We start from the raw sequence: 21478 nt of genomic DNA, 5'->3' as shown, positions 1-21478 counted from the left end.
TGCGCAACGGCTATCGAGCGGGTGCGCTCCTTGCCGGCGCTCTCAACGAGTTGCGGATGCCTCGCGCTCGTCATCGAACGTCTCGCGGGCGTCGAGGATGTCGTCGTGGTGCGCGGCCGCCCAGCGTGCGAGTTCGATGACCGGCACCGAGAGCGAGCGGCCGAGCTCCGTCGCCGCGTACTCGACCCGCGGCGGGATCTCGGGATAGCTCGTGCGCGTGACGAGCCCGTCGCGTTCGAGGCTCCGCACAGTCTGGGTGAGCATGCGGTGCGAGATGCCGTCGATCTTGCGCTGCAGTTCGGTGAACCGCAGCGGCCCGTCGTGCAGCACGCCGATGACGAGCATGCTCCACTTATCGCCGACGCGGGCGAGGGTCTCGCGGATGACGCGGCTCGCGGGGTTGTCGACGCTGCACGCCTCGACGCCCTCGTGCCCCGGCTCGGCCCCGACAGGTGCGGTCGAGAGCGCTCTGGCGGGTTCTGTGGTCATGGGCGGGACGCTATCAGCTCGTGCGTGACGCACGCTGAGTAACCGGAGGGGCGATGCATCCGCCGACCGCATGGATGTCTCGGTGTCGATGCGCGTACGTTGTCGATATGAACCTCGAGCAACTGCGCAGCTTCGTCGAGGTGGCCCGGTTCGGCAACTTCACGCGGGCCGCCGAAGAGCTCTACCTCGCCCAGCCCTCGCTCAGCCGCCAGATCGCCGCGCTCGAGCACGATCTCGGCGCCGAGCTCTTCCACCGCGCCCGCGGCGGCAGCACGCTGACGACGGCGGGGGAGTCGCTGCTGCCCCTCGCCCGCCGTATGCTCGCGGACGCCGAGTCGGTGCGCCGCGAGCTCGCCGAGCTCGCCGGGCTCGAGCGCGGTCGGGTGCGGCTCGGAGCCACGCCGACCCTCTGCATCAGCCTCGTCGCAGAGGTGCTGAGCGCGTTCCACGCGGAGCATCCGGCCATCGAACTGCACCTCTCGGAACAGGGCTCGCGACGACTGCTCGACGAACTCGCGAGCGGCGAGCTCGACCTCGCGCTCATCACCACGTCGGATGCGACCTCCGCTGATCGCTTCACGGTGACGCCGCTGCTCGTCGAGGAGCTCGTGGTGATCTCGTCTGCCGGTGCGCCGCCGATCACGACTCGCGACACGATCGAGCTGGCGGATGTCGCGGCGTTGCCGCAGATCGTCTTCAGCTCGAGTTACGACCTGCGAAGCGCCACCGACGCGGCGTTCCGTGCGGCGGGGCTCACGCCCGACGTGGTGCTCGAGGGGGCGGAGATGGACGCCGTGCTGCGGTTCGTCGAGCGAGGCCTCGGCGTCGCGGTCGTGCCGGCGATGGTGCTCATCGACCGTCCGGGCCTGCGCTCGGTGCGGCTCGGTGCCCCTGCGCCGGACCGGCCGTCGCTCGACCGCACGATCAGCGTCGCTCGCCCGGCCGATGTCGCGCCGACCGCGGCGGTCGAGGTCATGCGACGCACGATCACCGAGAGTGCCACGGCGTTCGCGGCCAGGGCCGGGGCGACGATGCGGCTCGCGGCTCAGCCTGCCGGTTCTTGACGCGATTCCCGGTGACCTGTGCTGGCTACGTCCCGGAACGGCGGGCGCTGAACAGCACGGCGAGGGCGACCGAGGCGACGGCCTGGAAGGCGAGCCACACGCTCCCGGCTGCGGAGGCGCCCAGGCTCGCCATGATGAGCGTCGCGATGGAGATGGCGAGCCATGCGATGTCGTAAGTCGCAAGGAGGACGACGTGCCTCCGCTCCGGGCGCCTGCTCGCGAGGATCTCGGTGACTCCGGAGGTCACAAGCAGGAGTGCGGTGACGAGGACGAGCCAGTACGGCGCGGCCAGCCAGCCGGCGAACGGAACCGCGAACACGCCATAGGCCGCGGCGAGCGCCAGCTTGAAGCATCCGTCGGCGAGAACCCCGGCGCCAATCGCTCGTGGGCCACTGGCGGTGCCACGGACGGGGCCGCGAGTGCTCATGAGCGATCCTTCGGTCGGCTGGCGAGCCCATACGCCGCGCCCGCGGCATCGGGATGATCGGCAACGGCGAGAAGGGCGCTCGCGAGGTCTGCCCGGTGCACCACGCCCATCGCGTTCGCGCCCTGCACGAGTTCGTAGGCGCCGCCTGGGCGGTCGACCAGATAGCCGGGTCGCACGACGGACCAGTCGATGTCGTCTGCGCTGCTCCTGAGGGTCGCCTCCATCTGCTCCAGATCTGCGTACAACCGCCGTCCCGTCCATCTGACGAGGGGGCGCACGGTCGCTCTGAACCAGACGGGTTCGCCGGTGGCGGTGCGGAGCACTGGGGATGCCGACGCGGCGATCAGCCTGCGTGCCCCTGCTCGACGCATTGCGGCGATCACGTGCTTCATGCCGTCGGCGCAGACGGGAGTGCGGTCGCGATTCGACTTCTTCCCGAGAGTGGAGATGACGAGATCCGTGCCGGAGGGCAAGGTGAAGCCATCGTCTCGTACAACGTCGGCGTGCAGGATCTCAGCCTCGACAGCCAGGTCGCCTGGAGCGCTGCGGCACACCGCGGTGACCCGGTGGCCCGCGCCCACCGCCTGTTCCACGACGAGCCGACCGGTTCTTCCATTCGCGCCGATGACGACGATATGCATTCTTCCCTCCAGGGTGCTCAGGAATGCGACGGCATTCATTCGAATAGTACAGTTTGACTACTGACATCGCTTTTGACGTCGACCGGGGAGCAGATCAGGATGAGGAAATGACGGCAACTCGACTGCTGCTCCTCGGAGCTGTGCGTGAGCGCGGGAGCGCGCACGGCTACCAGGTCCGCCGCGACCTGGAGTCATGGGGCGTGCAGCTCTGGGGCAGTGTTCAGCAGGGTTCCGTCTATCACGGACTCCGGAAGCTGCATGACGACGGCTTCCTGCGGCAAGCGGAGACGGAGCGCGGTGATGCCGGGCCGGCGCGCACGAGCTACACGCTCACCCCGCGCGGCGAAGAGGCCTTCCGAGAACTCCTGGGAACTGCCCTCAGCTCCGACAAGGCAGACCTGCCGATGACGATCGCCGGCATCGGGTTCATGACGGAACTGACCCGGGAACACGCACTGGAACTGCTGCGCACGCGCGTGCGCTCATATCTGGAGTGGCGAGCTCGTGTCGTCGAACCGTACGAGCGGGCGCCCGATGACGACTGGCAGCACCACGTGGAGGCGATTCGTCTCTGGGCCCACACCGCCGACAGCGCCCTCGATTGGACCCGGGCGCTCATCGGGCGACTGGAATCTGGCGCTTACGTCATGGCAGGTGAGGGTTGACCATCGACGCGACGCGTCGCCTCGCCAAGGCCCTCCCACGTCGCGACCACGACCGCGGCGGCGTGTTCGGGCGTGAGGCCGTCGTCGGCCGCGGCCCCGCTCTCGCGCCGGTTCCGGATCGTCGCGGCGAGGATCGAGATGAGCGCACGGTGCCGCTCCTGCAGCATCCGCCCCTCGTCGTGCGCCGGGCGCCGGGTCGGGCCGCGTCGAACGCGATCCGTCAACCCATTCCGCCGAGGGGGTCGCCTCGATACGCTGAGCGTGCAGGCGAAGAGAGGAATTCTCATGACGATCGACGATGACGACATCACCCTCGAGCCCGGCGCCGAGGGCGAAGGCACCGCTGACGGCGGCGCCAACCCGAAGGGTCACGACGGCGGGGCCGACGGATCGGCCGGCGGCGAAGGCGGCGAAGGCACGGCCGACGGCGGCGCCAACCCCGGCGGACACGACGGCGGCGCCGACGGGTCCGCTTCCGCGGGCGAAGGGGTCGCCGACGGCGGCGCGAACCCCGGCGGGCACGACGGCGGCGCCGACGGTTCGGCGTAGTGAACAGGCCGGAGCGCGGGCCCGTCGAGCGGCCCGCGCTTTCGCGCTGCATCCGGGTGCCGGCTGACGAGTTCGCCGAACGGCACTGGGGCCGCGCGCCGCTGCTCTCGGTGGCGAACGAACTCGACGGCGAACGCGGCTTCGACGACCTCTTCTCGGTCGCCGCCGTCGACGAGCTCATCACGCGTCGCGGCGTTCGCACGCCGTTCATCCGCATGGCGAACGAGGGCTCGGTGCTCGCGGCATCCGCGTACACCGCCTCGGGTGGTTTCGGCGCCGAGATCGCCGACCAGGTCTCGAGCGACAAGGTGCTCGACGAGTTCGCCGGCGGCGCGACGATCGTGCTGCAGGGGCTGCACCGGCTGTGGCCGCCGATCATCGACTTTACGCGCGAGCTCGTCGACGAGCTGGGTCATCCGGCGCAGGTCAATGCCTACGTGACCCCGCCGTCGTCGCAGGGGTTCGACCCGCACTACGACACCCACGACGTCTTCGTACTGCAGATCTCGGGCGAGAAGCACTGGCGCATCCACGCACCCGTGCACGTCGATCCGCTGCGCACCCAGCCGTGGGAGCAGCATCGCGGCGCCGTCGCGCGGGCGGCCGCGGGCGAGCCCGTCATCGATGCCGTGCTGCGTCCCGGAGACGCGTTGTACCTGCCGCGCGGCTGGATCCATTCGGCGACCGCGCTCGGCGCGACATCCGTGCACCTGACCGTCGGCATGTCGGCGTACACGCGTGCCGACCTCGTCGACGCGCTGCTCCGCCAGGTCGGCGACAACCCCGCGCTCCGCGAGTCGCTGCCGCTCGGCATCGACGTGCGCGACCCCGAGGCGCTCGCGCCGATCGTCGCGCAGACCGTCGAGGCGCTGATCGAGACACTGCGGCAGACGGATGCCGCGCGGCCGGCCGTCGTACTCGGCAACCGGTTCGACACCGAGACCCGAGCGGAACCGGTGGCACCGCTCGCGACGCTCGACGCGCTCGCAACCGTCGCCGCGACGACGCCCGTGCGGTGGCGCGGCTCGCTGCCCGTGCGCGTCACGACGCTCGACGACCGGGTGCGCATCGTGGGGCGCACGAAGACGGTGTCGCTGCCGGTCGAGGCGGAGCCGGCCGTGCGCCGACTCGCGACGGGCGAACCGGTCACGCCCGGCGACCTGCCCGGCCTCGACGCCGAGAGTGCGATCGTCGTGGTGCGCCGCCTCGTGCGCGAGGGATTCGTGGTGGCGCCCGCGTGACCCTCGCCGTCGAGCACTGGGCCCCGTGCAGCGATCGCGCTCGCGAGCGGCACGACCCGCTCGTGGGCACCGGCCCGCGCGGCCTGCGCTGGTTCCTCATCGAGGTGGCGGGCAGTTGGGGGCAGAACGCCCTGCTCGACGCTCCCTTCGACCGTGAGCTCGGGCGCGCCCTGGTGCGGCGCATCGAGGGCGCCGGCATGCGGCCGCTCGCGATCCGCCGCACCGGTCGGCGCGCCGCCCCGACGACGCAGCGATGGGCGATCGTCGATTCGCGGCCGGGTCACGAGCGCGTCGTATGGGGCGAGGTAGCGGATGCCGCGGCGCTGCTCGACGTGCCGCTCGACGGATCGACGGGCACGATCTCGACGCGGCCCGTCTACTGCGTCTGCACGCACGCCCGGCACGACCGATGCTGCGCAGTGCGGGGCCGGCGGGTGGTCGCCGCGCTCGCCGAGGCGCGCCCCGACGAGACGTGGGAGTGCTCGCACCTCGGCGGCGACCGGTTCGCCGGAACCATGGTGGTCTTCCCGCACGGCCTCTACTACGGGTACGCCGACGACGGCGACCCCGTGCGCATCGCCGACGCGTTCGACGCGGGCCGCCTCGTGCCGGAGCGGTATCGAGGGCGGAGTTCCCTGACGCATCCGGTGCAGGCCGCGCAGCACTTCGCCCGCGAGGCGTACGGCGACGAGCGGATCGAGGCGTACACGCCGATCGCCGAGGAGGCGACCGAGACGGGGTGGCGGGTTCGGCTGGCCGGCGCCGGCGGCGCCGCCAGTGCGGTTGACGGCGCCGCCGGCGAGGTCGAGGACATCATCGTCGAGGTCGACGAGGCGCAGTCGGAACCCCTGCTGTCGACGTGCGCCGCGACGCGCTTCGTGCGGGTGCGGCAGTACGTGCTTCGTTCGATCGGCGTGGCTGCGTGAGCCGGTCGATCCGCCCGCGCTCCTGCGTGCCGCCTGCGAATCCGGCCCCCGCACTCACGTTTCCCGCATTTCCGGAGTATCTTGGCGACACGCGTTATATCGCGTTGTAGACGAAGGCGACCAACGGGGCGGGGTGATGCACGTGACCGGCATCGAAGCGATCATGATCGGGCTCGGAGCGATCGTGCTGCTCTCGATCGGCGTGATGGTGACGGTCGTGCTCGTCGTGCGGGCACTCGTGCGCCGGGTTCGCCGGAGTCGAACGTTCGGGGCGACGACGCTTCGCGCCCGCGCCCGAGTGAGTCACGGACCGGCACGATCGGTGCTCGCGTTGCGCGTGCGACTCGACGACGCGCTGAGCAGCGGACGCGCCGCCGTCGAGCTCACCGGTCAGCCGCGCGGGGCACGCGGCTCGCGCGGCGAGCTGCTGCGACTCTTCCGCCGCATCGACGACGAGGGCGGCGTGCTCGACCTGCAACTGCGGTTGATGGAGTCCGAGACGAGTTCCGCCGTGCTCGCCGACGAGATCCCGGCGGCTCGTCGCCGCGTCGAACAGGTCGAGGCGCTCGTCCGCCAGGTGCGCGATGCCGTGGCATCCGGTCTCTCGGGCACGACCGACGATGCACTGCACGCCCTCGGCTCCGATGTCGACCGCGAGGTCGCGGCACTGCAGGCGGGCATCGACGAGCTGCAGGCACTGAACCGACGCGACGGCCGCGTCGGCGCCCCGCGACCACCCACGACCTCCACCGTTCGAACTGAGGGGAACCGACCATGAGCACCAGCAACAGCAACTCGGCGCGGATGCGCACGATCTTCCGCAGCAAGACCACGAAGGCGCTCGACCGCATGGAAGATCCGCGGGAGACGCTCGACGACAGCTACGACCAGCAGGTGAAACTGCTGCAGCAGGTGCGGGTGGCGGTCGCCGACGTCGCGACCGCGAAGAAGCGCATCGAGCTGCAGGGCGAGGAGATGGGCGCGCGCTACCAGCGCCTCGGCTCGCAGGCCGCCGAAGCGCTCGCGCAGGGGCGTGAAGACCTGGCGCGAGCCGCACTCGAGCGTCGCGCCATGCTCGAAGGACAGGTCGCGCAACTGCAGCAGCAGTTCACCGCCCTCGATCGCCAGACGGCGCAGCTGCAAGACCGGGAGCGACGCCTGACCGATCAGGTGGCTGCGTTCCGCATCGAGAAGGAGACCATCAAGGCGACCTACACGGCCTCCGAGGCGCAGGTTCGCGCCAATGAGTCAGTGTCGGGCATCAGCAACACGATCACGGATGTCGGTTCGAGCCTCGATCGCGCGCGCGATCGCGTCGCCCAGATGCAGGCCCGCGCGGCCGCGACCGACGAACTGCTCGCCAGCGGCGCGCTGACCGACCTCACGGCCGCGCCCGACGCCGACATCGAGCGTCAGCTCGCCGCCGTCTCGGCCCAGGCCGAGATCGAACGACAGTTGCAGGCACTGAAGGGCGGCACCGCAACCGAGCGGCCAGCGGCCGACGGATGGTTGAGCATCGGGCGAGCAGGATGATCGTCTGCACATCGTGAACGACTGATGCGGCAGTCGCTGCACGCGGGTACTGTGAAGGAGCGGGTCGTCGCCGACCGGACTCGAACGAGTCGACGGTCGTCGACCCGGTGGGAACCCTGCACCCACGCCTGAACGGAGCGCGACACCTTGTCCTGGCATGACGATTTCGACGACGACGACGAGTACGGCGAGCGTCGCCCGAATCGAGCGCCGGTCTCGAAGTGGCGGCTCGTGCGACGCGCCGCGGCCTACATCGGCGTCGTGGTCGGGGCCATCGCCCTCGTGGTCGGTGCGGTCTTCGCGGTGAATCTCGTCGGCACGGCGGCGAACCCCGCCGGGTTCGCGGCGCCCGACGCTTATGGACCGGCGGTCGCGATGCCGCCCGTGACCACCCTGTCCGGCGCCGACGACGACGGCGAACAGACCGAAGTCGCCGACGCGACCGGCACCGAGACGCTCGAGGAGCCGACCGGGCTCTCGGGTTCGAAGCTCGCACCTCTGTCGTCGGTCGATCCGGAGTGGATCGCGAGCATCGCCGACGCCACCGGCATTCCCGAGCGAGCACTCTCGGCCTACGCACTCGCGCACGTCATGATCGCCGAGGAGGAAGCCGAGTGCGGCCTCGACTGGGCGACGATCGCCGCGATCGGAGCGATCGAATCGGAGCATGGCAGCCATGGCTCGTCGAAGCTCGGCGACGACGGCCTCACGAAGCCCGCGATCATCGGCCCCGCGCTCGACGGCGGCGAGAACGTCGCGAAGATCGAAGACACCGACGGGGGTGCGCTCGACGGCGACACCACGTGGGACCGCGCCGTCGGGCCGATGCAGTTCATTCCGTCGGCCTGGGAGAAGTGGGGCGCCGACGCGAACGGCGACGGTGCCGCCGACCCGCACCAGATCGACGACGCGGCCCTGTCGACCGCGCGGTACCTCTGCGCGTCGGGTTCGATGACGAGCTCCGAAGGCTGGCGAGCGGCCGTCTACTCGTACAACCACGACAACGACTACGTCGACCAAGTCGCCACCGTCGCGCTCGAGTTCGCGGAGTCGGTCGGCTAGCGGGCTCGTGCCCTCATCGCGGCGAGCCGGCTCCAGATCGTCGCGCCGACGATGACCACCGCCGCCGCGATCGCCATGACCGCGGTGAAGGTCGACGGCGGCGCGTCCGTGAGCCGGGCGATCGCGATCCACGACAGGCCCCAGGCCAGTGAGAGGGTCGGGGCGATGCGGCCACGGTCCCAGACGGCGAGCCAGGCCCCGATGACGCCGACGACGGCGAGCACCGCGACGGCCCACGCCTCGGGCGGGAGCCCCCAGCCGTCGAAGCCGGCCGCCACCAGCACGGCGGTGAGGTTCGCCGCGGTGGCGACGCAGACCCAGCCGAGATAGAGGCCGATCGTGCCATCCGTCAGCACGATCTCGACGAGGCCGGCCGCACGGGTCGCCAGGCAGCCCCGGAACGCCATGATGAGCACGACGAGCAGCGCCACGATGACGGGAACGCTGAGCGCGAGCTGGTCGAACTGGATCGCGAGGATCCACGCGGCGTTCAGCACGAGCGATGCGGCGACGAGGTACCCGACACGGCGCTGCCGCTCTTCGGTGCGCTGTGCCGGGAGGAACTGCCACACCGCGTACGCCACCAGCCCCACGTAGACGACCGACCAGATGCTGAAGGCACCGCCGCCCGGCGCGAGGAGCGTCGCATCGGCGGCGAGCGCCCCGCCCGAGGCATCCTGGATCCGCGTGCCGCCGGCTGCGCCCGACCCCACGAACGCTCCGATCACCGCGAGGATTGCACTCGCCGCGACCGTGATCTGCCGCGTGAGGTCGCCGCGGGGCGTGGACAGTTCTGCCGAGGTGCTCGTCATTGTCGCTCCGGGTGGGTCACGCGTACCCGACCGTGATGGGCCGGTTGGAGGAACCGTATTGCCCGTTCGACGGGTGCGCAAGCAACACCATGGGGCTTGACATGGCCCCTGCCTGCCAAGGACCCGGAGTGTCAGAGCTGTTGCGAGAGATCCACGTCCCAGTCGAGTTGGGTGGCATCCGCTGTGGAGAACGCCGTCGCGCGGATCGCGCCGACCGACGCCGCCTTCGCCGCCTTGTCGTACATCGCGAGGGTCGTGTCGGGCTCGACGAGCTCATCGTCGTGGGCCTCACGCGACGACGCGGACTCGACCGAGGTCGTGTCGGCGCACCATCCGACGGTCATTCGCACGCGGGCGATGGAGCCGTCGTCGCCGCGATACGGGACTTCGACGAGATCGAGTTGCCGCTGACGCGCCAGGGCGAGGCCATAGTCGAGAACGGCGTCGGCGAGATCATCACCGGTGAGGAAGGAACCGAGCCGATTGATGAGCAACTTCATGTGAACCCCCGTGCGCTCGATCTCGTCGATCGGGCCGAGAACAGTCCAACACGCCGAGTCGCGATGCGTCAGGGGCTTGACCTGGGAGGCGGCAGCGGCAACGGGTCGATCCGGTGCGTGAGGCTGAAACACGTCGCCGGCCCGTCCATGGGACGAGCCGGCGACTGAGGCGCGCGTCGACTCAGACGCGAGCTCCACGAGCCGCGACGTTGCCGAGCGCGTCGGCGTCGAGGGCGAAGAGGTCGCGCGAACCGGCGGTGGCTGCACCGGCGAGGCCCGAGGCCTGCGGCAGCAGCTGCTCGGCGTAGAACCGGGCGAGCGGCAGCTGCGTCTCGGCGATGCCGTCGCCGTCGAGGCCGCGAGCGGCGAGCGCCGACTTGGCCATGAGCCACCCACCGACGACGAGGCCCCAGATGCGCTGGTACGGGGTCGAGCCCGAGAGCACGGCGTTCGGATCGGTGGCGCCGGTGCGGAGCATCCACGCCGTCGTCTGCTCGAGCGCGTCGAGCTGGGCGTTCAGCTGCGTGCGGATCGACGCGAACTCCTCGCCCGCGCCGGCCAGTTCGCCGTCGAGCTCGCGCATGGTGGCGATGAACTCGAGAGCGGATGCACCGTCGCGAACCGGGAGCTTCCGGCCGACGAGGTCGGCGGCCTGCACGCCGTTCGTGCCCTCGTAGATCGCCGCGATGCGCACGTCGCGGTAGTGCTGCGCAGCACCCGTCTCCTCGATGAAGCCCATGCCGCCGTGGATCTGCAGCGCGAGCGAGGTGAGCTCGTTGCCGAGGTCGGTGCCGAACGACTTGTTGATCGGGGTGAGCAGGCCGACGATCTCGGTCGCCCGGGCGCGCACGGCGGCGTCGGGGTGGTGCGTCGACACGTCGGTGTAGGTCGCGGTCAGCAGCATCATGCGACGCATCGCGGCGATGTACGCCTTCTGCGTCATGAGCATGCGGCGCACGTCGGGGAAGTCGATGATGGGGGAGTCCTGGGTCGCGCCGATCGCGCGGCCCTGGATGCGCTCGCGGGCGTAGTCGAGCGACTGCTGGTAGGCGCGCTCGGAGACCGCGAGGCCCTGCATGCCCACCGAGAGGCGGGCGCTGTTCATCATGACGAACATGATGCGCATGCCGATATTCTCTTCGCCGACGAGGTAGCCGGTCGCGTCTTCGTACGACAGCACGCACGTGGGCGAGCCGTGAATGCCCATCTTGTGCTCGACACCGACGGTGTGCACGCCGTTGCGCTCGCCGAGCGAGCCGTCGGCGTTCATGAGGAACTTCGGCACGATGAAGATCGAGATGCCCTTGGTGCCGGCCGGCGCATCGGGGGTGCGGGCGAGCACGAGGTGCACGATCTGCTCGCTGAGGTCGTGGTCGCCGAAGGTGATGAAGATCTTCTGGCCAGTGATGCCGTAGGTGCCGTCGTCGCGCTTCACGGCCTTCGTCGTGAGGGCGCCGACGTCGGTGCCGGCGTGCGGCTCGGTGAGGTTCATGGTGCCGGCCCATTCCCCGGAGACCATCTTCGGCAGCCACTGCTGCTTCTGCTCGTCGCTGCCGTAGTGCAGCAGCGCCTCGATCGCGCCCTGCGTGAGCAGCGGTGCGAGTGCGAAGGCCATGTTGGCGGTCGCCATGAGCTCTTGGAGCGCGAGGCCGACGGTGCGCGGGAACCCGCCGCCGCCGAACGCCTCGGGCAGCGGCACCGAGCCCCAGCCTGCGTCGACGTAGGCCGAGTAGGCCTCCTTGAACCCGGTGGCCGTGGTGACGGTGCCGTCGGGGTTCAGCTTCGACCCCTCGAGGTCGCCGGCGCGGTTGGTCGGAGCGACGACTTCGGCCATGAAGTTGCCGGCCTCGTCGAGGATCTCGGTGACGGTCTCGAGGTCGGCGTGCTCGAATCCGGGCAGCTGTGCCACGGCGTCGTAGTCGACGACATGCTCGAGGGCGAAGGCGATATCTGCAACAGGGGGTCGGAATCCACTCATGCCCGCAGCGTAAGCCCGGCACCTCGCAACACGGCGGGAACTGTGCGGGTTCCACGATCGCGAGCGAGCGGTGTGCGGGCCGGTTTGGCGGCATCCCACAAATCAGGCCTCCTTTCGGGCAAGCAAGTGCTTGGTTAGGATGAGGCAACTCGTCGAAGGAGCGGAATGAAGATCGTCGTCCTGGTCAAGGAAGTCCCCGACACGTACGGGGATCGGAAGCTCGACCTGCAGACCGGCCTCGCCGATCGCGCGGCGAGTGAGACGGTGCTCGACGAGATCAGCGAGCGCGCGCTCGAAGTGGCGCTCTCGTACGCCGACTCCCACCCCGATACCGAGGTCGTGGTGCTGTCCATGTCGCCCGGGTCTGCCGCGGCCACTGTGCGAAAGGGCCTCGCGATGGGCGCGGCCGGCGCCGTGCAGGTCGTCGACGAGGCGCTCCTCGGCGCCGACCTCGGCCTCACCGCCGAGGTACTCGCGGCGGCGCTGCAGCGCATCGGCTTCGACCTCGTGATCGCCGGCAACCAGTCGACCGACGGTTCGGGCGGGGTGCTCCCGGCGATGATCGCCGAGCTCCTCGACGTGCCGAACGCGACGAGCCTGAACTCGGTCGAGATCGACGGCGCCGAACTCCGCGGCGAACGAGCGACCGATCACGGCACGATGCAGGTGTCGGCGTCGCTGCCGGCGGTGATCTCCATCACCGAGGCCCTGCCCGACGCCCGGTTCCCGAACTTCAAGGGCATCATGGCCGCCAAGAAGAAGCCGTTCGAGACGCTCTCGCTCGCCGACCTCGGCGTCGACGCCGAGACCATCGAGGCGTCGCGTTCGATCGTGATCTCCCTCGGCGAGAAGCCGCCCCGTTCGGCGGGCACCAAGATCGTCGACGAGGGTGACGCCGGCGAGCGCCTCGCCGAGTACCTCATCCAGAACCGGCTCGCGTAAGGGACCACGATGACTGACTACTCCGCAGACTCGATCCTCGTGCTCCTCGACGTCACGCCGTCGGGCACGCTCGCCAAGAGCGCCGCCGGCCTTCTCGGCGCCGCCGCCGGTGTCGGCACCCCCGTCGCCCTGATCGTCGCGGCCCCGGGCGAGGGTGAGCAGGCAGCAGCGGATGCCGCCGCCTTCGGCGCCGCCCACGTGCTCGTCGCCGAGCACGCCGAGGCCGGCACCGCGCTCACCGTGCCGGGCGCCGACGCGCTCGCCGCGGCCGCCGAACTCGTGCGACCCGACGCGATCCTCGTGTCGAACTCGATCGAGGGCCGCGAGGTCGCCGCTCGCTACGCCGCCCGCTCGCGGTCGGGCATCGCGGTCGACGCGGTCGGGGTCTCGCGCGACGCCGAGGGCATCGTCGCCCACCACTCGGTGTACGGCGGCGCCTACAACGTCGACTCCGCCGTCACGTGGGGTGCGCCCGTCATCACCGTGCGCGAGGGCTCGATCGACGCCCGTGCCGAGGCGCAGCCCGCCTCGGTCGAGCGACTCGAGGTCGCGGCATCCGGTCGGAAGGCCGCCGTCATCGGCGCGTTCGAGGAAGAGGTCGTGGCGTCGTCGCGCCCCGAGCTGCGGGGTGCGGCGAAGGTCGTCTCGGGCGGTCGCGGACTCGGCTCGGAAGACAAGTTCGCACTCGTCGACCAGCTCGCCGACGTGCTCGGCGCCGCCGTCGGCGCATCGCGCGCCGCGGTCGACGCGGGCTACATCCCGCAGTCGCACCAGGTCGGCCAGACCGGCGTCTCGGTGTCGCCGCAGCTCTACATCGCGCTCGGCATCTCGGGCGCGATCCAGCACCGTGCCGGCATGCAGACCGCGAAGACGATCGTCGCGATCAACAAGGACGCCGACGCCCCGATCTTCGAGATCGCCGACTTCGGCATCGTCGGCGACCTGTTCACGGTCGTGCCGCAGCTGATCGCGGCGCTCGAGGCGCGGAAGGCGTAGCGGGCGATGGCGACGTACGGGCGAACGACACGGCAGGGCCTGCCCCGCGTCGCCGGCGGTGAGCTCTGGCCCCCCGTGTTCGAGATCGAGGCCGGAGCTGCGGCTCCGGCAGCGCCCGCCGAGCCGAGCGCTCCGGTGCCGGTCGCGGAGGTCTCGGAAACGGTGGCGGCGACTGCCGCCGTCGCTCCGGCTGCTGTTGCCGTCGACGCGGTGGCACCGACCGCTCGGGCGATGCGGCGCGGACTGCCTCGCGTGCCCGGCGGCGAGCCGTGGCCGCCGGCCTCTGCGGCTCCGGTCTTGGCGACGGTGGCTGCGGCCGAAGCACCGGTGACGACCGCAACGGGTATGCCAGCCGCCGCTGCGCCCGTCGAACCGCTCACGGCAGCGGCGACCGCGGCGCCGGTGTCGTCGGCCGCCGGTGGCGCTGCGCTCCGCCGAGGGCTCCCGCGCACGCCCGACGGCGAGCCCTGGCCGCCCGCCGGATCGGCGCCGGCGAGGCCCGAGCGCGTGGCCGCGGCATCCGTGGCCGCGGCAGCCCCACAGCCGGCACCCGAACCGCTCGCGACACCCGAACCGGTCGCGATCCCCGAACCGGTCGCCGCGCCCGTGGCCGCCGCCGCGCCGGCACCTCGGCGCACCCCGATGCAGCCGCCGCGTCGCCCGGCCGCGGTCGCCGCGGCATCCGCTCGCCCTGCCGCCGAGCCGTGGCCCAAGCTGTACGGGCCGTACACCCGTGCGGAGTGGGCCGGCGCGCTCGTCATCGGCGGCTTCGGACTGCTGCTCGCCGCGACCGGCGTGGTCGTCGTCGTCAACTGGCTGCTCGGCCTCGCGCCGATGCAGGACTTCATCGCGCGCTACCCGGGCGAGTACCACCTGCCCGAATCGGCGCCGGTCGGGATTCCGGCGTGGATCGGCTGGCAGCACTTCTTCAACGTGTTCCTGATCGTGCTCATCATCCGCTCGGGTCTCGAGGTGCGCACGCAGAAGCGGCCGACCGCGTTCTGGTCTCCGCGCTGGAACGCGAAGCGCAAGATCAGCCTCTCGCTCTGGTTCCACCAGTCGCTCGACATCCTGTGGATCGTCAACGGCGCGGTGTTCGTCGTGCTGCTGTTCGTGACCGGGCAGTGGATGCGGATCGTGCCGACGAGCTGGGAGGTCTTCCCGAACGCGGTGTCGGCGATGCTGCAGTACCTCTCGCTCGACTGGCCGACCGAGAACGGCTGGGTGAACTACAACAGCCTGCAGCAGATCGCCTACTTCGTCACGGTCTTCGTCGCCGCACCGCTCGCCGTCATCACGGGCGTGCGCATGTCGGGCCTCTGGCCGAAGAACGCCAAGACGCTGAACCGCATCTACCCGGTGGAGTGGGCGCGCGCCGTGCACTTCCCCGTGATGCTCTATTTCGTGCTGTTCATCATCGTGCACGTCGGCCTCGTGTTCGCGACGGGGGCGCTGCGCAACCTGAACCACATGTACGCGAGTCAAGACGTCGTGAACTGGACCGGGTTCTGGATCTTCGTGGCCTCGCTCGTCGTGATCGCCGCCGTGTGGGTCGCCGCGCGGCCGCTCGTGCTCGCGCCGATCGCCCGGCTCTTCGGCAAGGTCAGCGGGCGCTGAAGTGGGCGACGGCTCCGAACGGCGCGACCAGATCGTCGTCATCGCGACGCGGCTCATCGCCGCGCGCGGCTACTCGGCGACGACGGTGCGCGACATCGCCGACGAGGCCGGCATCCTCTCGGGCAGCCTCTACCACCACTTCGCCTCGAAGGAGGCGGTGCTGCACGAGATCCTGCACGGGTTCCAGCACGACACGCTCTCGGCGTTCGAGCGCATCGCCGCGAGCGGGGGCAGCGCCCGCGAGCGGCTCGATCAGCTGATCACCCATTCGTTCCTCACGATCGAGCAGCGGCCCGACGACGTGCGCATCTACCAGAACGAGACCGGGTTCCTCATGACCCAGCCGGGGTTCGAGTTCCTCGCCGAGGGGGCCGCGCGCATCGAGGAGATCTGGCTCGAGCAGATCCGCGAGGGGCAGGCCGCCGGCGTGTTCCGCGACTCGATCGATCCGCGCCTCGCATTCCGGTTCATCCGCGACGCCGTGTGGTCGACGGTGTTCTGGTTCCGGCCGGGAGGCAGCCACACCGCGGCGAGCGTGAGCGCGAACTATCTCGACCTGCTGCACCGCGGCATGCTCACGGACGAGCCCGAGTCGGGCTCGCCGTTGCCCGAATCGCCGGCCGTCGGCGTTCACGCCGTCGGCTGACGCCGACGCCGTCGGCTGACCTCAGCGGCCGAGCAACCGCCGGCCGACGATCATGCGCATGATCTCGTTCGTACCCTCGAGGATCTGGTGCACGCGCAGGTCGCGGACGACCCGTTCGATGCCGAACTCGGCGAGATAGCCGTAGCCGCCGTGCAGCTGCAACGCGCTGTTGGCGACGGTGAACGAGGCATCCGTTGCGAAGCGCTTCGCCATCGCGCATCTCGAGGTGGCATCGGCATGCCCGGCATCGAGCGCGTCGGCGGCGTCGTGCACGAGCAGGCGGGCGGCGTGCAGCTCGGTCGCCATGTCGGCGAGGGTGTAGACGACCGACTGGTGGTCGGCGAGCGCGTGCCCGAAGGTCTCGCGCTCCTTCACGTAGCGGATCGTCTGGTCGAGCGCCCACTGCGCGCCGCCGATCGAGCATGCGGCGATGTTCACGCGCCCGCCGTCGAGCCCCGACATGGCGACCCCGAAGCCGTCGCCCTCTGCGCCGAGGCGGTTGCCCACGGGCACCCGCACGTCTTCGAGCACGACCTGCCGTGTCGGTTGCGCATTCCAGCCCATCTTCTTCTCGTCGGGGCCGAATGAGAGACCGGATGCCGCGGCGGGCACGATGATCGCGCTGATGCCGCGCGGCCCGCGCTCCCCGGTGCGGGCGAAGACCAGGTAGACCGCGGCCGCCCCGGCGCCCGAGATGAACTGCTTCACGCCGTTGACCACGTAGTCATCGCCCTCGCGCCTGGCGGTCGTCGTGATCGCCGCGGCATCCGACCCCGCCGACGGCTCGGTGAGGCAGTAGCTGCCGCGGTTCACGAACGTGGTGAGCGCCGGAAGCCACTGCTCGCGCTGCCGCTCGTCGCCGTAGCGGTCGATCATCCACGCGACCATGTTGTGGATCGAGACGTAGGCCGCGATCGCGGTGTCGCCGCGGGCGAGTTCCTCGAAGATCAGTGCGGCGGTGAAGCGGCCGAGCTCCGAGCCGCCGACGTCCTCGTGCACGTAGATCCCGCCGAGTCCGAGGCGGCCGGCGTGTTCGAGCGTCTCGACCGGGAACGTCTTCGTCTGGTCGCGTTCGTTCGCGAAGGGGGCGAGCTCGGCGGCTGTGAAGTCGCGGACCGCGCCGACGATCGCGAGCTGGTCTTCGGTGAGTGCGTTCGCCATGGTTCACCTCATCGTGCGGGTGAGTGCTTCGGTGCAAGCCCAACGTATCCTGCTCGGTATCGGATGCGCTCGCAGGTGCGCGGGAATGCCGCGCAACGCCGCCCGTCGTACGATGACAGTGTCGACCCTTGAGGAGGCCCATGGCCCAGGTCCGCGTGCTCGGGATCGCGCTCGACGCGGCGCAACAGCACATCGTGCTGCTGAAGCCGGTGCTCGACGAGCCGGGCACGGGGCGAGTGCTGCCGGTCTGGATCGGCCTCCAGGAGGCGACCTCGATCCTCATCGCGCTGGAGGGGCGGCAGGCGGCGCGCCCCCTGTCGCACGACCTCATCACGACGTTGTTCGGGGCGGTGGGGGCGTCGATCCAGCGCGTCGAGGTCACGCGCATCGAGCAGGGCACGTTCTACGCGGAGATCACGCTGACCACCCCGACAGGCCCGCAGGTGATCGATGCACGACCCTCTGACGCGATCGCGCTCGCCCTGCGGGCGAACGCCGACATCCAGGTCGCCGACGCGGTGCTCGACGAGGCCGGCATCCCCGCCGAGTTGGTCGATTTCGACACCGAGGGCGACGATGCCGCCCAGCTCGACGAGTTCAAGCGGTTCCTCGAAGACGTCGACCCCGAGGATTTCCAGGGCTGAACGCCGCCGTCACCGTTGCGAGAGCGCCCAGATCGCGAGCTCGACGCGGTTGCGGGCGCCGAGCTTCGTCATGAGGCTCGCGACGTGCGTCTTCACCGTGCTGAGCGAGATGTGCAGCTCGCCGGCGATCTCGGTGTTGCCGAGGCCGCGGGCGACGGCCGCGAGCACCTCGCGCTCGCGAGTGGTCAGCGGTTCGGCGGGCTGGGCGGGAGTCGAGCCCGATGAGGTGCCCGACGCCGACCCCGCCGCACCCGAAGAACCCGCTGGTTCCGTGCCGGCGAAGGCCTCGAGCAGCCGCATTGTCACGTTCGGCGCGATGAGCGCGTCGCCACGGGCGGCGGCGTGCACGGCCTCGGCGAGCATGGCCGGTCCGGCGTCCTTCAGGAGGAAGCCGCGGGCCCCGGCCCGCAGCGCCGCGTAGACGTACTCGTCGAGGTCGAAGGTCGTGATCACGACGACGGGGATCGGCTCCGCGACATCCGGGCCCGCGAGCGCCCTGGTCGCCTCGAGGCCGTCGGTGCCGGGCATGCGGATGTCGAGGAGGCAGACGTCGGGCCGCAGGCGTCGCGCGAGGGCGATCGCCTCGGCGCCGTCGGCGGCCTCGGCGATGACCTCGATGCCCGGCTGCGTGTCGAGCAGCACCCGGAGCCCGGTGCGCACGAGCTCCTGGTCGTCGGCGATCAGCACGCGCACGGTCATCTCGACCACCCGCTGCGGGGGAGTGCCGCGGTCACGGTCCACCCGCCCTCGGCGGCTGGGCCGGCCGAGCAGGTGCCGCCGAGCAGCGTCGCGCGCTCGATCATTCCGATGATGCCGAACCCCGGCGAAGCGGATGCCGCGGCATCCCCGTCATCGTGCACGTCGAGCCTGATGCCGCCGTCGTCGACCTGCACGGCCACCTCGATGCGCGTCGCACCTCGAGCGTGCCGCCGTGCGTTCGTGACCGACTCCTGCGCCATGCGGTAGACGGCGGCCCCGATCGTGGGCGGCACGGAGGCGGAGTCACCCGTGAGGCGCACCTCGACGCGCGGGGCGCCGGCAGTGGGAGCGGCGGCGCCGGCAGTGGGAGCGTCGGCGGCGGTCGAGGCGAGCCCGCGAAGATCGCCGAGGGCTGGCCCCGGCGCGAGCTCCGCGGCATCCGCTCGTCGCAGCACCCGCACGATCGAGCGCATCTCGGCGAGGGTGAGCGAGGCCTCGCGCTCGATCGTCTGCAGTGCGGTGACCGCGCCGGCGGGGTCGGTGGCGGCCAGCGCGGTGCCGGCCTGCGCCTGAATGGCGATCGCCGAGACGTGGTGCGCCACGGTGTCGTGCAAGTCGCGCGCGAGCTGCACGCGCTCGTCGACCTTCACCCGGTCGAGCTCGCGGGCCCGCGACGCCGCCCGCCAGCGGAACGCCGCGCCGAGCGAGATCGTGGCGACGAGCACGGCGGCGCCGCCGATGAGGTCGGTGAGCATCATCGGCCCGAAGGCCAGCGAGAGCGTGGTGGAGGCGACGAGCAGTGCCGCGCCGACGATGCGGGCCCGGCCGTCGCCCCAGCGGAACGCGGCGTAGACGAGCAGGAGCATGTAGGCGGTCGTCACGAACTGCGGGTCGCCGCCCGTCGCCGCGCCGACGACCCCACCGGTGCCGAACGCGATGACGAGCATGAGCATCGGCCGCGTTCGCCGCCAGAGCAGGGTCGGCACGAGCGCGATGAGCACGACGGCCCAGAGCCAGCGCCACGCCATCTCGGTGCGCAGCGCCGCCTCGATCAGCACGAGCGGCGGGATCACGGCGACCAGCACCCAGTCGCGCCAGACACGGCGGGGCGGCGGCGGCGAGGCGGCCGGCGCATGCCACATCGCGCGTGCGGGGCTCGTCATGCCACTCATCGTAGGGCTGCCGCGCCGCCCACGGATCGGCCGGAAGCACGGAACATGCCGCGCGCATCACGGCGCCGGATGACGACCTCGGCGACGGCGAGGTTGATCACCCATCCCGCGGCCATGAGCACCGCTCGCTCGTTCACGTCGGGCATGCCGAAGAGCAGGAGCCACGGCGTCAAGGTGAACGCCTGCGTGCCGGCGGCGAGGCCGATCGCGTAGCCGCGGGTCATCCAGGCGCTGTGCGAGCGGATGTCGCCGCGCCGGATCGCGATGAACGCGACGACGATGCTCGCGGCCATCGCCGTGCCGAACACGAGGCGGATGACGCCGAGCGCCTGCCCATCGGAGGCGGGGAGGTCGGAGAACAGCGTCATCCAGAGGCCCGACACGGCGGCGAGGAAGCCCGCCGGTGCCGCGATGCGCCCGGCGATGCGGTGCCAGCGGTATCGGCGCAGCGACGGCGCGAACTGCAGGGCGCCGAGCAGCGCGAAGACCGTCGCGCCGACGATGTGCACGACGACGGGTGCCGGGAAGACCACGAACCGCGCGTTGTCGGCCGTCACGACGGGGTCGCTCGCGAGTTCGGTGAGCCGCAGGCTGCCAGCGACGACGGGCACGAGGCTGAGCAGGATGAGGCCGGCGGGCGCGAGCCATTCGCGGATGGGGTGCGCCGTCGTGCGCGGCACGGTGGGGCGAGCGGATGCTTCGGTCATGCCCCGATACTCGCCGGAACTGCGGTGCGCGACATCGGGCGATCGGCTCGACTCGCCTCGTACCTTCGGCCGAGGCAAGCGCCGCCGCCTCCGTCGGTCGAGTAGGCGCGCCAGCGCCGCCGCCTCCGTCGGTCGAGTAGGCGCGCCAGCGCCGTATCGAGACCACGCCCGCGCGAGAATGGCTGACATGGATGCCTCGCTCCCCGCCCTCACCGAGATGCCAGCGCCGCAGTACGTGATGACCGCCGAGGGGCGGCGCATCGCCACCTACCTGTGGGGCGACGACGACGCACCGACCGTGATGGCCGTGCACGGCTTCGCCTCGAGCTGCCGCGACAACTGGGTGAACACCGGCTGGGTGCGCGACCTCACCCGCGCCGGCTACCGCGTGCTCGGGGTCGACCAGCTCGGGCACGGCGCGAGCGACAAGCCGCACGATGCGGCCGAGTACAGCATGGACGCGCTCGTGAACGACCTCGTCACGGTGCTCGACACGTATCTGCTCGACACCGTCGTCTATGCGGGTTACTCCCTCGGCGCACGCGTGGGCTGGCAGCTCGCCGTGCAGGCGCCCCACCACGTCGTGCGCGCGGTGCTCGGCGGCATCCCCGACGGGCGTCCGCTCGCGCGACTGCAGATCGAGCAGGTGCGCGCCTACGCCGAGCACGGCACTCCGATCGAGGACCGCGTCACGCAGAACTACGTCACCCTCACTGAGCGGGTGCCAGGCAACGAGCTGCTCGCGCTCGTCGCGCTCGCCGAGGGGATGCGCCTCGGCGACGCCGACCCCGACGTCTCCCACCCGCCGCGCCAGCCCGTGCTCTTCGCGACCGGCAGCGAAGATGCGATCCTCGAGCAGTCGAAGCTGTTGGCGGCGGCCACGCCGAACGGCACCTTCCTCGAGCTGCCGGGGCGCCATCACTTCAATGCGCCGGGGTCACGGGACTTCCGCCGGGGCGCGATCGAGTTCTTCGGCGGGCCGGCCTGATCCGACCGCGGTCGGTCAT

25 protein-coding genes are annotated in these 21478 nt (G+C 71.0%); 14 read left to right on the top strand and 11 right to left on the bottom strand.

Annotated elements, in window-relative coordinates; genetic code table 11:
- Positions 1 to 42 precede the first annotated feature (42 nt).
- On the bottom strand, positions 43 to 489 hold the full coding sequence (locus tag VPH61_RS01420; RefSeq protein ID WP_332061739.1) for a winged helix-turn-helix transcriptional regulator: 447 nt from the start codon (positions 487 to 489) through the stop codon (positions 43 to 45).
- 107 nt (positions 490 to 596) lie between these two features.
- On the opposite strand from VPH61_RS01420, the gene VPH61_RS01415 reads away from it, so the two are divergent.
- Complete coding sequence (locus VPH61_RS01415) at positions 597 to 1553, top strand: LysR family transcriptional regulator (protein ID WP_332061738.1); 957 nt, start codon at positions 597 to 599, stop codon at positions 1551 to 1553.
- Positions 1554 to 1578: 25 nt separating this feature from the next.
- On the opposite strand, the gene VPH61_RS01410 is transcribed toward VPH61_RS01415, so the two are convergent.
- Both VPH61_RS01410 and VPH61_RS01405 read right to left on the bottom strand, forming a co-directional pair.
- Complete coding sequence (locus VPH61_RS01410) at positions 1579 to 1980, bottom strand: hypothetical protein (RefSeq protein ID WP_332061737.1); 402 nt, start codon at positions 1978 to 1980, stop codon at positions 1579 to 1581.
- Positions 1977 to 2621: an NAD(P)-dependent oxidoreductase gene (locus VPH61_RS01405; protein WP_332061736.1), complete on the bottom strand. Its 645-nt coding sequence runs from the start codon at positions 2619 to 2621 to the stop codon at positions 1977 to 1979. The genes VPH61_RS01410 and VPH61_RS01405 overlap by 4 nt, the downstream gene beginning before the upstream one ends.
- Positions 2622 to 2728: 107 nt before the next feature.
- Between VPH61_RS01405 and VPH61_RS01400 the strand changes: the two genes are divergently transcribed.
- On the top strand, positions 2729 to 3286 hold the full coding sequence (locus VPH61_RS01400; protein ID WP_332061735.1) for a PadR family transcriptional regulator: 558 nt from the start codon (positions 2729 to 2731) through the stop codon (positions 3284 to 3286).
- On the opposite strand, the gene VPH61_RS01395 is transcribed toward VPH61_RS01400, so the two are convergent.
- Positions 3262 to 3453 carry a hypothetical protein gene (locus tag VPH61_RS01395; RefSeq protein WP_332061734.1) on the bottom strand — a complete coding sequence of 64 codons (192 nt, stop codon included), beginning with the start codon at positions 3451 to 3453 and terminating at the stop codon, positions 3262 to 3264. The genes VPH61_RS01400 and VPH61_RS01395 overlap by 25 nt on opposite strands.
- Positions 3454 to 3571: 118 nt before the next feature.
- On the opposite strand from VPH61_RS01395, the gene VPH61_RS01390 reads away from it, so the two are divergent.
- The 6 genes from VPH61_RS01390 (at position 3572) to VPH61_RS01365 (ending at position 8597) form a co-directional block, all read left to right on the top strand.
- Positions 3572 to 3835, top strand: coding sequence for a BatC protein (locus tag VPH61_RS01390; RefSeq protein ID WP_332061733.1), 264 nt, complete (start codon positions 3572 to 3574; stop codon positions 3833 to 3835).
- A complete protein-coding gene (locus VPH61_RS01385; RefSeq protein ID WP_332061732.1) occupies positions 3835 to 5076 on the top strand; it encodes a JmjC domain-containing protein in 1242 nt (413 codons plus the stop codon). Before VPH61_RS01390 ends, VPH61_RS01385 begins: the two co-directional genes overlap by 1 nt.
- Entirely contained in the window at positions 5073 to 6002 is a 930-nt protein-coding gene (locus VPH61_RS01380) for a sucrase ferredoxin (RefSeq protein ID WP_332061731.1), read from the top strand. The genes VPH61_RS01385 and VPH61_RS01380 overlap by 4 nt, the downstream gene beginning before the upstream one ends.
- A gap of 142 nt (positions 6003 to 6144) precedes the next feature.
- Positions 6145 to 6780 (top strand): hypothetical protein, encoded by a 636-nt coding sequence (locus tag VPH61_RS01375; protein ID WP_332061730.1) that lies wholly within the window; start codon positions 6145 to 6147, stop codon positions 6778 to 6780.
- Positions 6777 to 7535: a PspA/IM30 family protein gene (locus VPH61_RS01370; protein ID WP_332061729.1), complete on the top strand. Its 759-nt coding sequence runs from the start codon at positions 6777 to 6779 to the stop codon at positions 7533 to 7535. Before VPH61_RS01375 ends, VPH61_RS01370 begins: the two co-directional genes overlap by 4 nt.
- Positions 7536 to 7682: 147 nt before the next feature.
- Positions 7683 to 8597, top strand: coding sequence for a lytic transglycosylase domain-containing protein (locus tag VPH61_RS01365; protein ID WP_332061728.1), 915 nt, complete (start codon positions 7683 to 7685; stop codon positions 8595 to 8597).
- Here the strand turns inward: VPH61_RS01365 and VPH61_RS01360 are convergent.
- The 3 genes from VPH61_RS01360 to VPH61_RS01350 form a co-directional block, all read right to left on the bottom strand.
- Positions 8594 to 9409, bottom strand: coding sequence for a TspO/MBR family protein (locus VPH61_RS01360; protein WP_332061727.1), 816 nt, complete (start codon positions 9407 to 9409; stop codon positions 8594 to 8596). The two genes, VPH61_RS01365 and VPH61_RS01360, sit on opposite strands and share 4 nt — an antisense overlap.
- Before the next feature lie 131 nt (positions 9410 to 9540).
- Entirely contained in the window at positions 9541 to 9909 is a 369-nt protein-coding gene (locus VPH61_RS01355) for a hypothetical protein (protein WP_332061726.1), read from the bottom strand.
- Between the two features lie 181 nt (positions 9910 to 10090).
- Positions 10091 to 11887: an acyl-CoA dehydrogenase gene (locus VPH61_RS01350; protein WP_332061725.1), complete on the bottom strand. Its 1797-nt coding sequence runs from the start codon at positions 11885 to 11887 to the stop codon at positions 10091 to 10093.
- 165 nt (positions 11888 to 12052) lie between these two features.
- Here VPH61_RS01350 and VPH61_RS01345 point away from each other — a divergent pair, with 165 nt between their 5' ends.
- The 4 genes from VPH61_RS01345 to VPH61_RS01330 are packed head-to-tail and all read left to right on the top strand — an operon-like array spanning position 12053 to position 16088.
- On the top strand, positions 12053 to 12829 hold the full coding sequence (locus VPH61_RS01345; RefSeq protein ID WP_332061724.1) for an electron transfer flavoprotein subunit beta/FixA family protein: 777 nt from the start codon (positions 12053 to 12055) through the stop codon (positions 12827 to 12829).
- Positions 12830 to 12838: 9 nt separating this feature from the next.
- Complete coding sequence (locus VPH61_RS01340; protein WP_332061723.1) at positions 12839 to 13825, top strand: electron transfer flavoprotein subunit alpha/FixB family protein; 987 nt, start codon at positions 12839 to 12841, stop codon at positions 13823 to 13825.
- 6 nt (positions 13826 to 13831) lie between these two features.
- Positions 13832 to 15442 carry a cytochrome b/b6 domain-containing protein gene (locus VPH61_RS01335; RefSeq protein ID WP_332061722.1) on the top strand — a complete coding sequence of 537 codons (1611 nt, stop codon included), beginning with the start codon at positions 13832 to 13834 and terminating at the stop codon, positions 15440 to 15442.
- 1 nt (position 15443) lies between these two features.
- Positions 15444 to 16088, top strand: coding sequence for a TetR/AcrR family transcriptional regulator (locus VPH61_RS01330; protein ID WP_332061721.1), 645 nt, complete (start codon positions 15444 to 15446; stop codon positions 16086 to 16088).
- A 21-nt stretch (positions 16089 to 16109) separates the two neighbouring features.
- On the opposite strand, the gene VPH61_RS01325 is transcribed toward VPH61_RS01330, so the two are convergent.
- Positions 16110 to 17249, bottom strand: a complete 1140-nt coding sequence (locus tag VPH61_RS01325; RefSeq protein ID WP_332061720.1) for an acyl-CoA dehydrogenase family protein — start codon at positions 17247 to 17249, stop codon at positions 16110 to 16112.
- A 140-nt stretch (positions 17250 to 17389) separates the two neighbouring features.
- On the opposite strand from VPH61_RS01325, the gene VPH61_RS01320 reads away from it, so the two are divergent.
- Complete coding sequence (locus VPH61_RS01320; protein ID WP_332061719.1) at positions 17390 to 17893, top strand: bifunctional nuclease family protein; 504 nt, start codon at positions 17390 to 17392, stop codon at positions 17891 to 17893.
- A gap of 9 nt (positions 17894 to 17902) precedes the next feature.
- Here VPH61_RS01320 and VPH61_RS01315 read toward each other — a convergent pair whose 3' ends face one another.
- From VPH61_RS01315 to VPH61_RS01305, 3 genes are read right to left on the bottom strand one after another with little or no spacing between them, the layout of a single operon-like run.
- Positions 17903 to 18592, bottom strand: coding sequence for a response regulator transcription factor (locus VPH61_RS01315; protein ID WP_332061718.1), 690 nt, complete (start codon positions 18590 to 18592; stop codon positions 17903 to 17905).
- Complete coding sequence (locus VPH61_RS01310) at positions 18589 to 19755, bottom strand: sensor histidine kinase (protein WP_332061717.1); 1167 nt, start codon at positions 19753 to 19755, stop codon at positions 18589 to 18591. The genes VPH61_RS01315 and VPH61_RS01310 overlap by 4 nt, the downstream gene beginning before the upstream one ends.
- A gap of 5 nt (positions 19756 to 19760) precedes the next feature.
- Complete coding sequence (locus VPH61_RS01305; RefSeq protein WP_332061716.1) at positions 19761 to 20471, bottom strand: DUF2306 domain-containing protein; 711 nt, start codon at positions 20469 to 20471, stop codon at positions 19761 to 19763.
- A 187-nt stretch (positions 20472 to 20658) separates the two neighbouring features.
- Between VPH61_RS01305 and VPH61_RS01300 the strand changes: the two genes are divergently transcribed.
- Positions 20659 to 21459 (top strand): alpha/beta fold hydrolase, encoded by an 801-nt coding sequence (locus VPH61_RS01300; RefSeq protein ID WP_332061715.1) that lies wholly within the window; start codon positions 20659 to 20661, stop codon positions 21457 to 21459.
- Positions 21460 to 21478: the final 19 nt, after the last annotated feature.

Source organism: Agromyces sp. CCNWLW203 (genome assembly GCF_036576125.1).
Taxonomy (GTDB): domain Bacteria; phylum Actinomycetota; class Actinomycetes; order Actinomycetales; family Microbacteriaceae; genus Agromyces.
The sequence above is the reverse complement of the archived record's forward strand: the minus strand, read 5'-3'. Positions and strand labels throughout refer to the sequence as shown.

What these genes read in the sequence shown, in the direction of transcription:
- VPH61_RS01360 (WP_332061727.1), bottom strand. Translation starts at nt 9,409, where the DNA reads ATGACGAGCACCTCGGCAGAACTGTCCACGCCCCGCGGCGACCTCACG.
- VPH61_RS01310 (WP_332061717.1), bottom strand. Translation starts at nt 19,755, where the DNA reads ATGACGAGCCCCGCACGCGCGATGTGGCATGCGCCGGCCGCCTCGCCG.
- VPH61_RS01415 (WP_332061738.1), top strand. Translation starts at nt 597, where the DNA reads ATGAACCTCGAGCAACTGCGCAGCTTCGTCGAGGTGGCCCGGTTCGGC.
- VPH61_RS01320 (WP_332061719.1), top strand. Translation starts at nt 17,390, where the DNA reads ATGGCCCAGGTCCGCGTGCTCGGGATCGCGCTCGACGCGGCGCAACAG.
- VPH61_RS01420 (WP_332061739.1), bottom strand. Translation starts at nt 489, where the DNA reads ATGACCACAGAACCCGCCAGAGCGCTCTCGACCGCACCTGTCGGGGCC.
- VPH61_RS01335 (WP_332061722.1), top strand. Translation starts at nt 13,832, where the DNA reads ATGGCGACGTACGGGCGAACGACACGGCAGGGCCTGCCCCGCGTCGCC.
- VPH61_RS01355 (WP_332061726.1), bottom strand. Translation starts at nt 9,909, where the DNA reads ATGAAGTTGCTCATCAATCGGCTCGGTTCCTTCCTCACCGGTGATGAT.
- VPH61_RS01370 (WP_332061729.1), top strand. Translation starts at nt 6,777, where the DNA reads ATGAGCACCAGCAACAGCAACTCGGCGCGGATGCGCACGATCTTCCGC.
- VPH61_RS01300 (WP_332061715.1), top strand. Translation starts at nt 20,659, where the DNA reads ATGGATGCCTCGCTCCCCGCCCTCACCGAGATGCCAGCGCCGCAGTAC.
- VPH61_RS01305 (WP_332061716.1), bottom strand. Translation starts at nt 20,471, where the DNA reads ATGACCGAAGCATCCGCTCGCCCCACCGTGCCGCGCACGACGGCGCAC.
- VPH61_RS01315 (WP_332061718.1), bottom strand. Translation starts at nt 18,592, where the DNA reads ATGACCGTGCGCGTGCTGATCGCCGACGACCAGGAGCTCGTGCGCACC.
- VPH61_RS01405 (WP_332061736.1), bottom strand. Translation starts at nt 2,621, where the DNA reads ATGCATATCGTCGTCATCGGCGCGAATGGAAGAACCGGTCGGCTCGTC.
- VPH61_RS01340 (WP_332061723.1), top strand. Translation starts at nt 12,839, where the DNA reads ATGACTGACTACTCCGCAGACTCGATCCTCGTGCTCCTCGACGTCACG.
- VPH61_RS01345 (WP_332061724.1), top strand. Translation starts at nt 12,053, where the DNA reads ATGAAGATCGTCGTCCTGGTCAAGGAAGTCCCCGACACGTACGGGGAT.
- VPH61_RS01350 (WP_332061725.1), bottom strand. Translation starts at nt 11,887, where the DNA reads ATGAGTGGATTCCGACCCCCTGTTGCAGATATCGCCTTCGCCCTCGAG.
- VPH61_RS01325 (WP_332061720.1), bottom strand. Translation starts at nt 17,249, where the DNA reads ATGGCGAACGCACTCACCGAAGACCAGCTCGCGATCGTCGGCGCGGTC.
- VPH61_RS01395 (WP_332061734.1), bottom strand. Translation starts at nt 3,453, where the DNA reads ATGCTGCAGGAGCGGCACCGTGCGCTCATCTCGATCCTCGCCGCGACG.
- VPH61_RS01390 (WP_332061733.1), top strand. Translation starts at nt 3,572, where the DNA reads ATGACGATCGACGATGACGACATCACCCTCGAGCCCGGCGCCGAGGGC.
- VPH61_RS01400 (WP_332061735.1), top strand. Translation starts at nt 2,729, where the DNA reads ATGACGGCAACTCGACTGCTGCTCCTCGGAGCTGTGCGTGAGCGCGGG.
- VPH61_RS01410 (WP_332061737.1), bottom strand. Translation starts at nt 1,980, where the DNA reads ATGAGCACTCGCGGCCCCGTCCGTGGCACCGCCAGTGGCCCACGAGCG.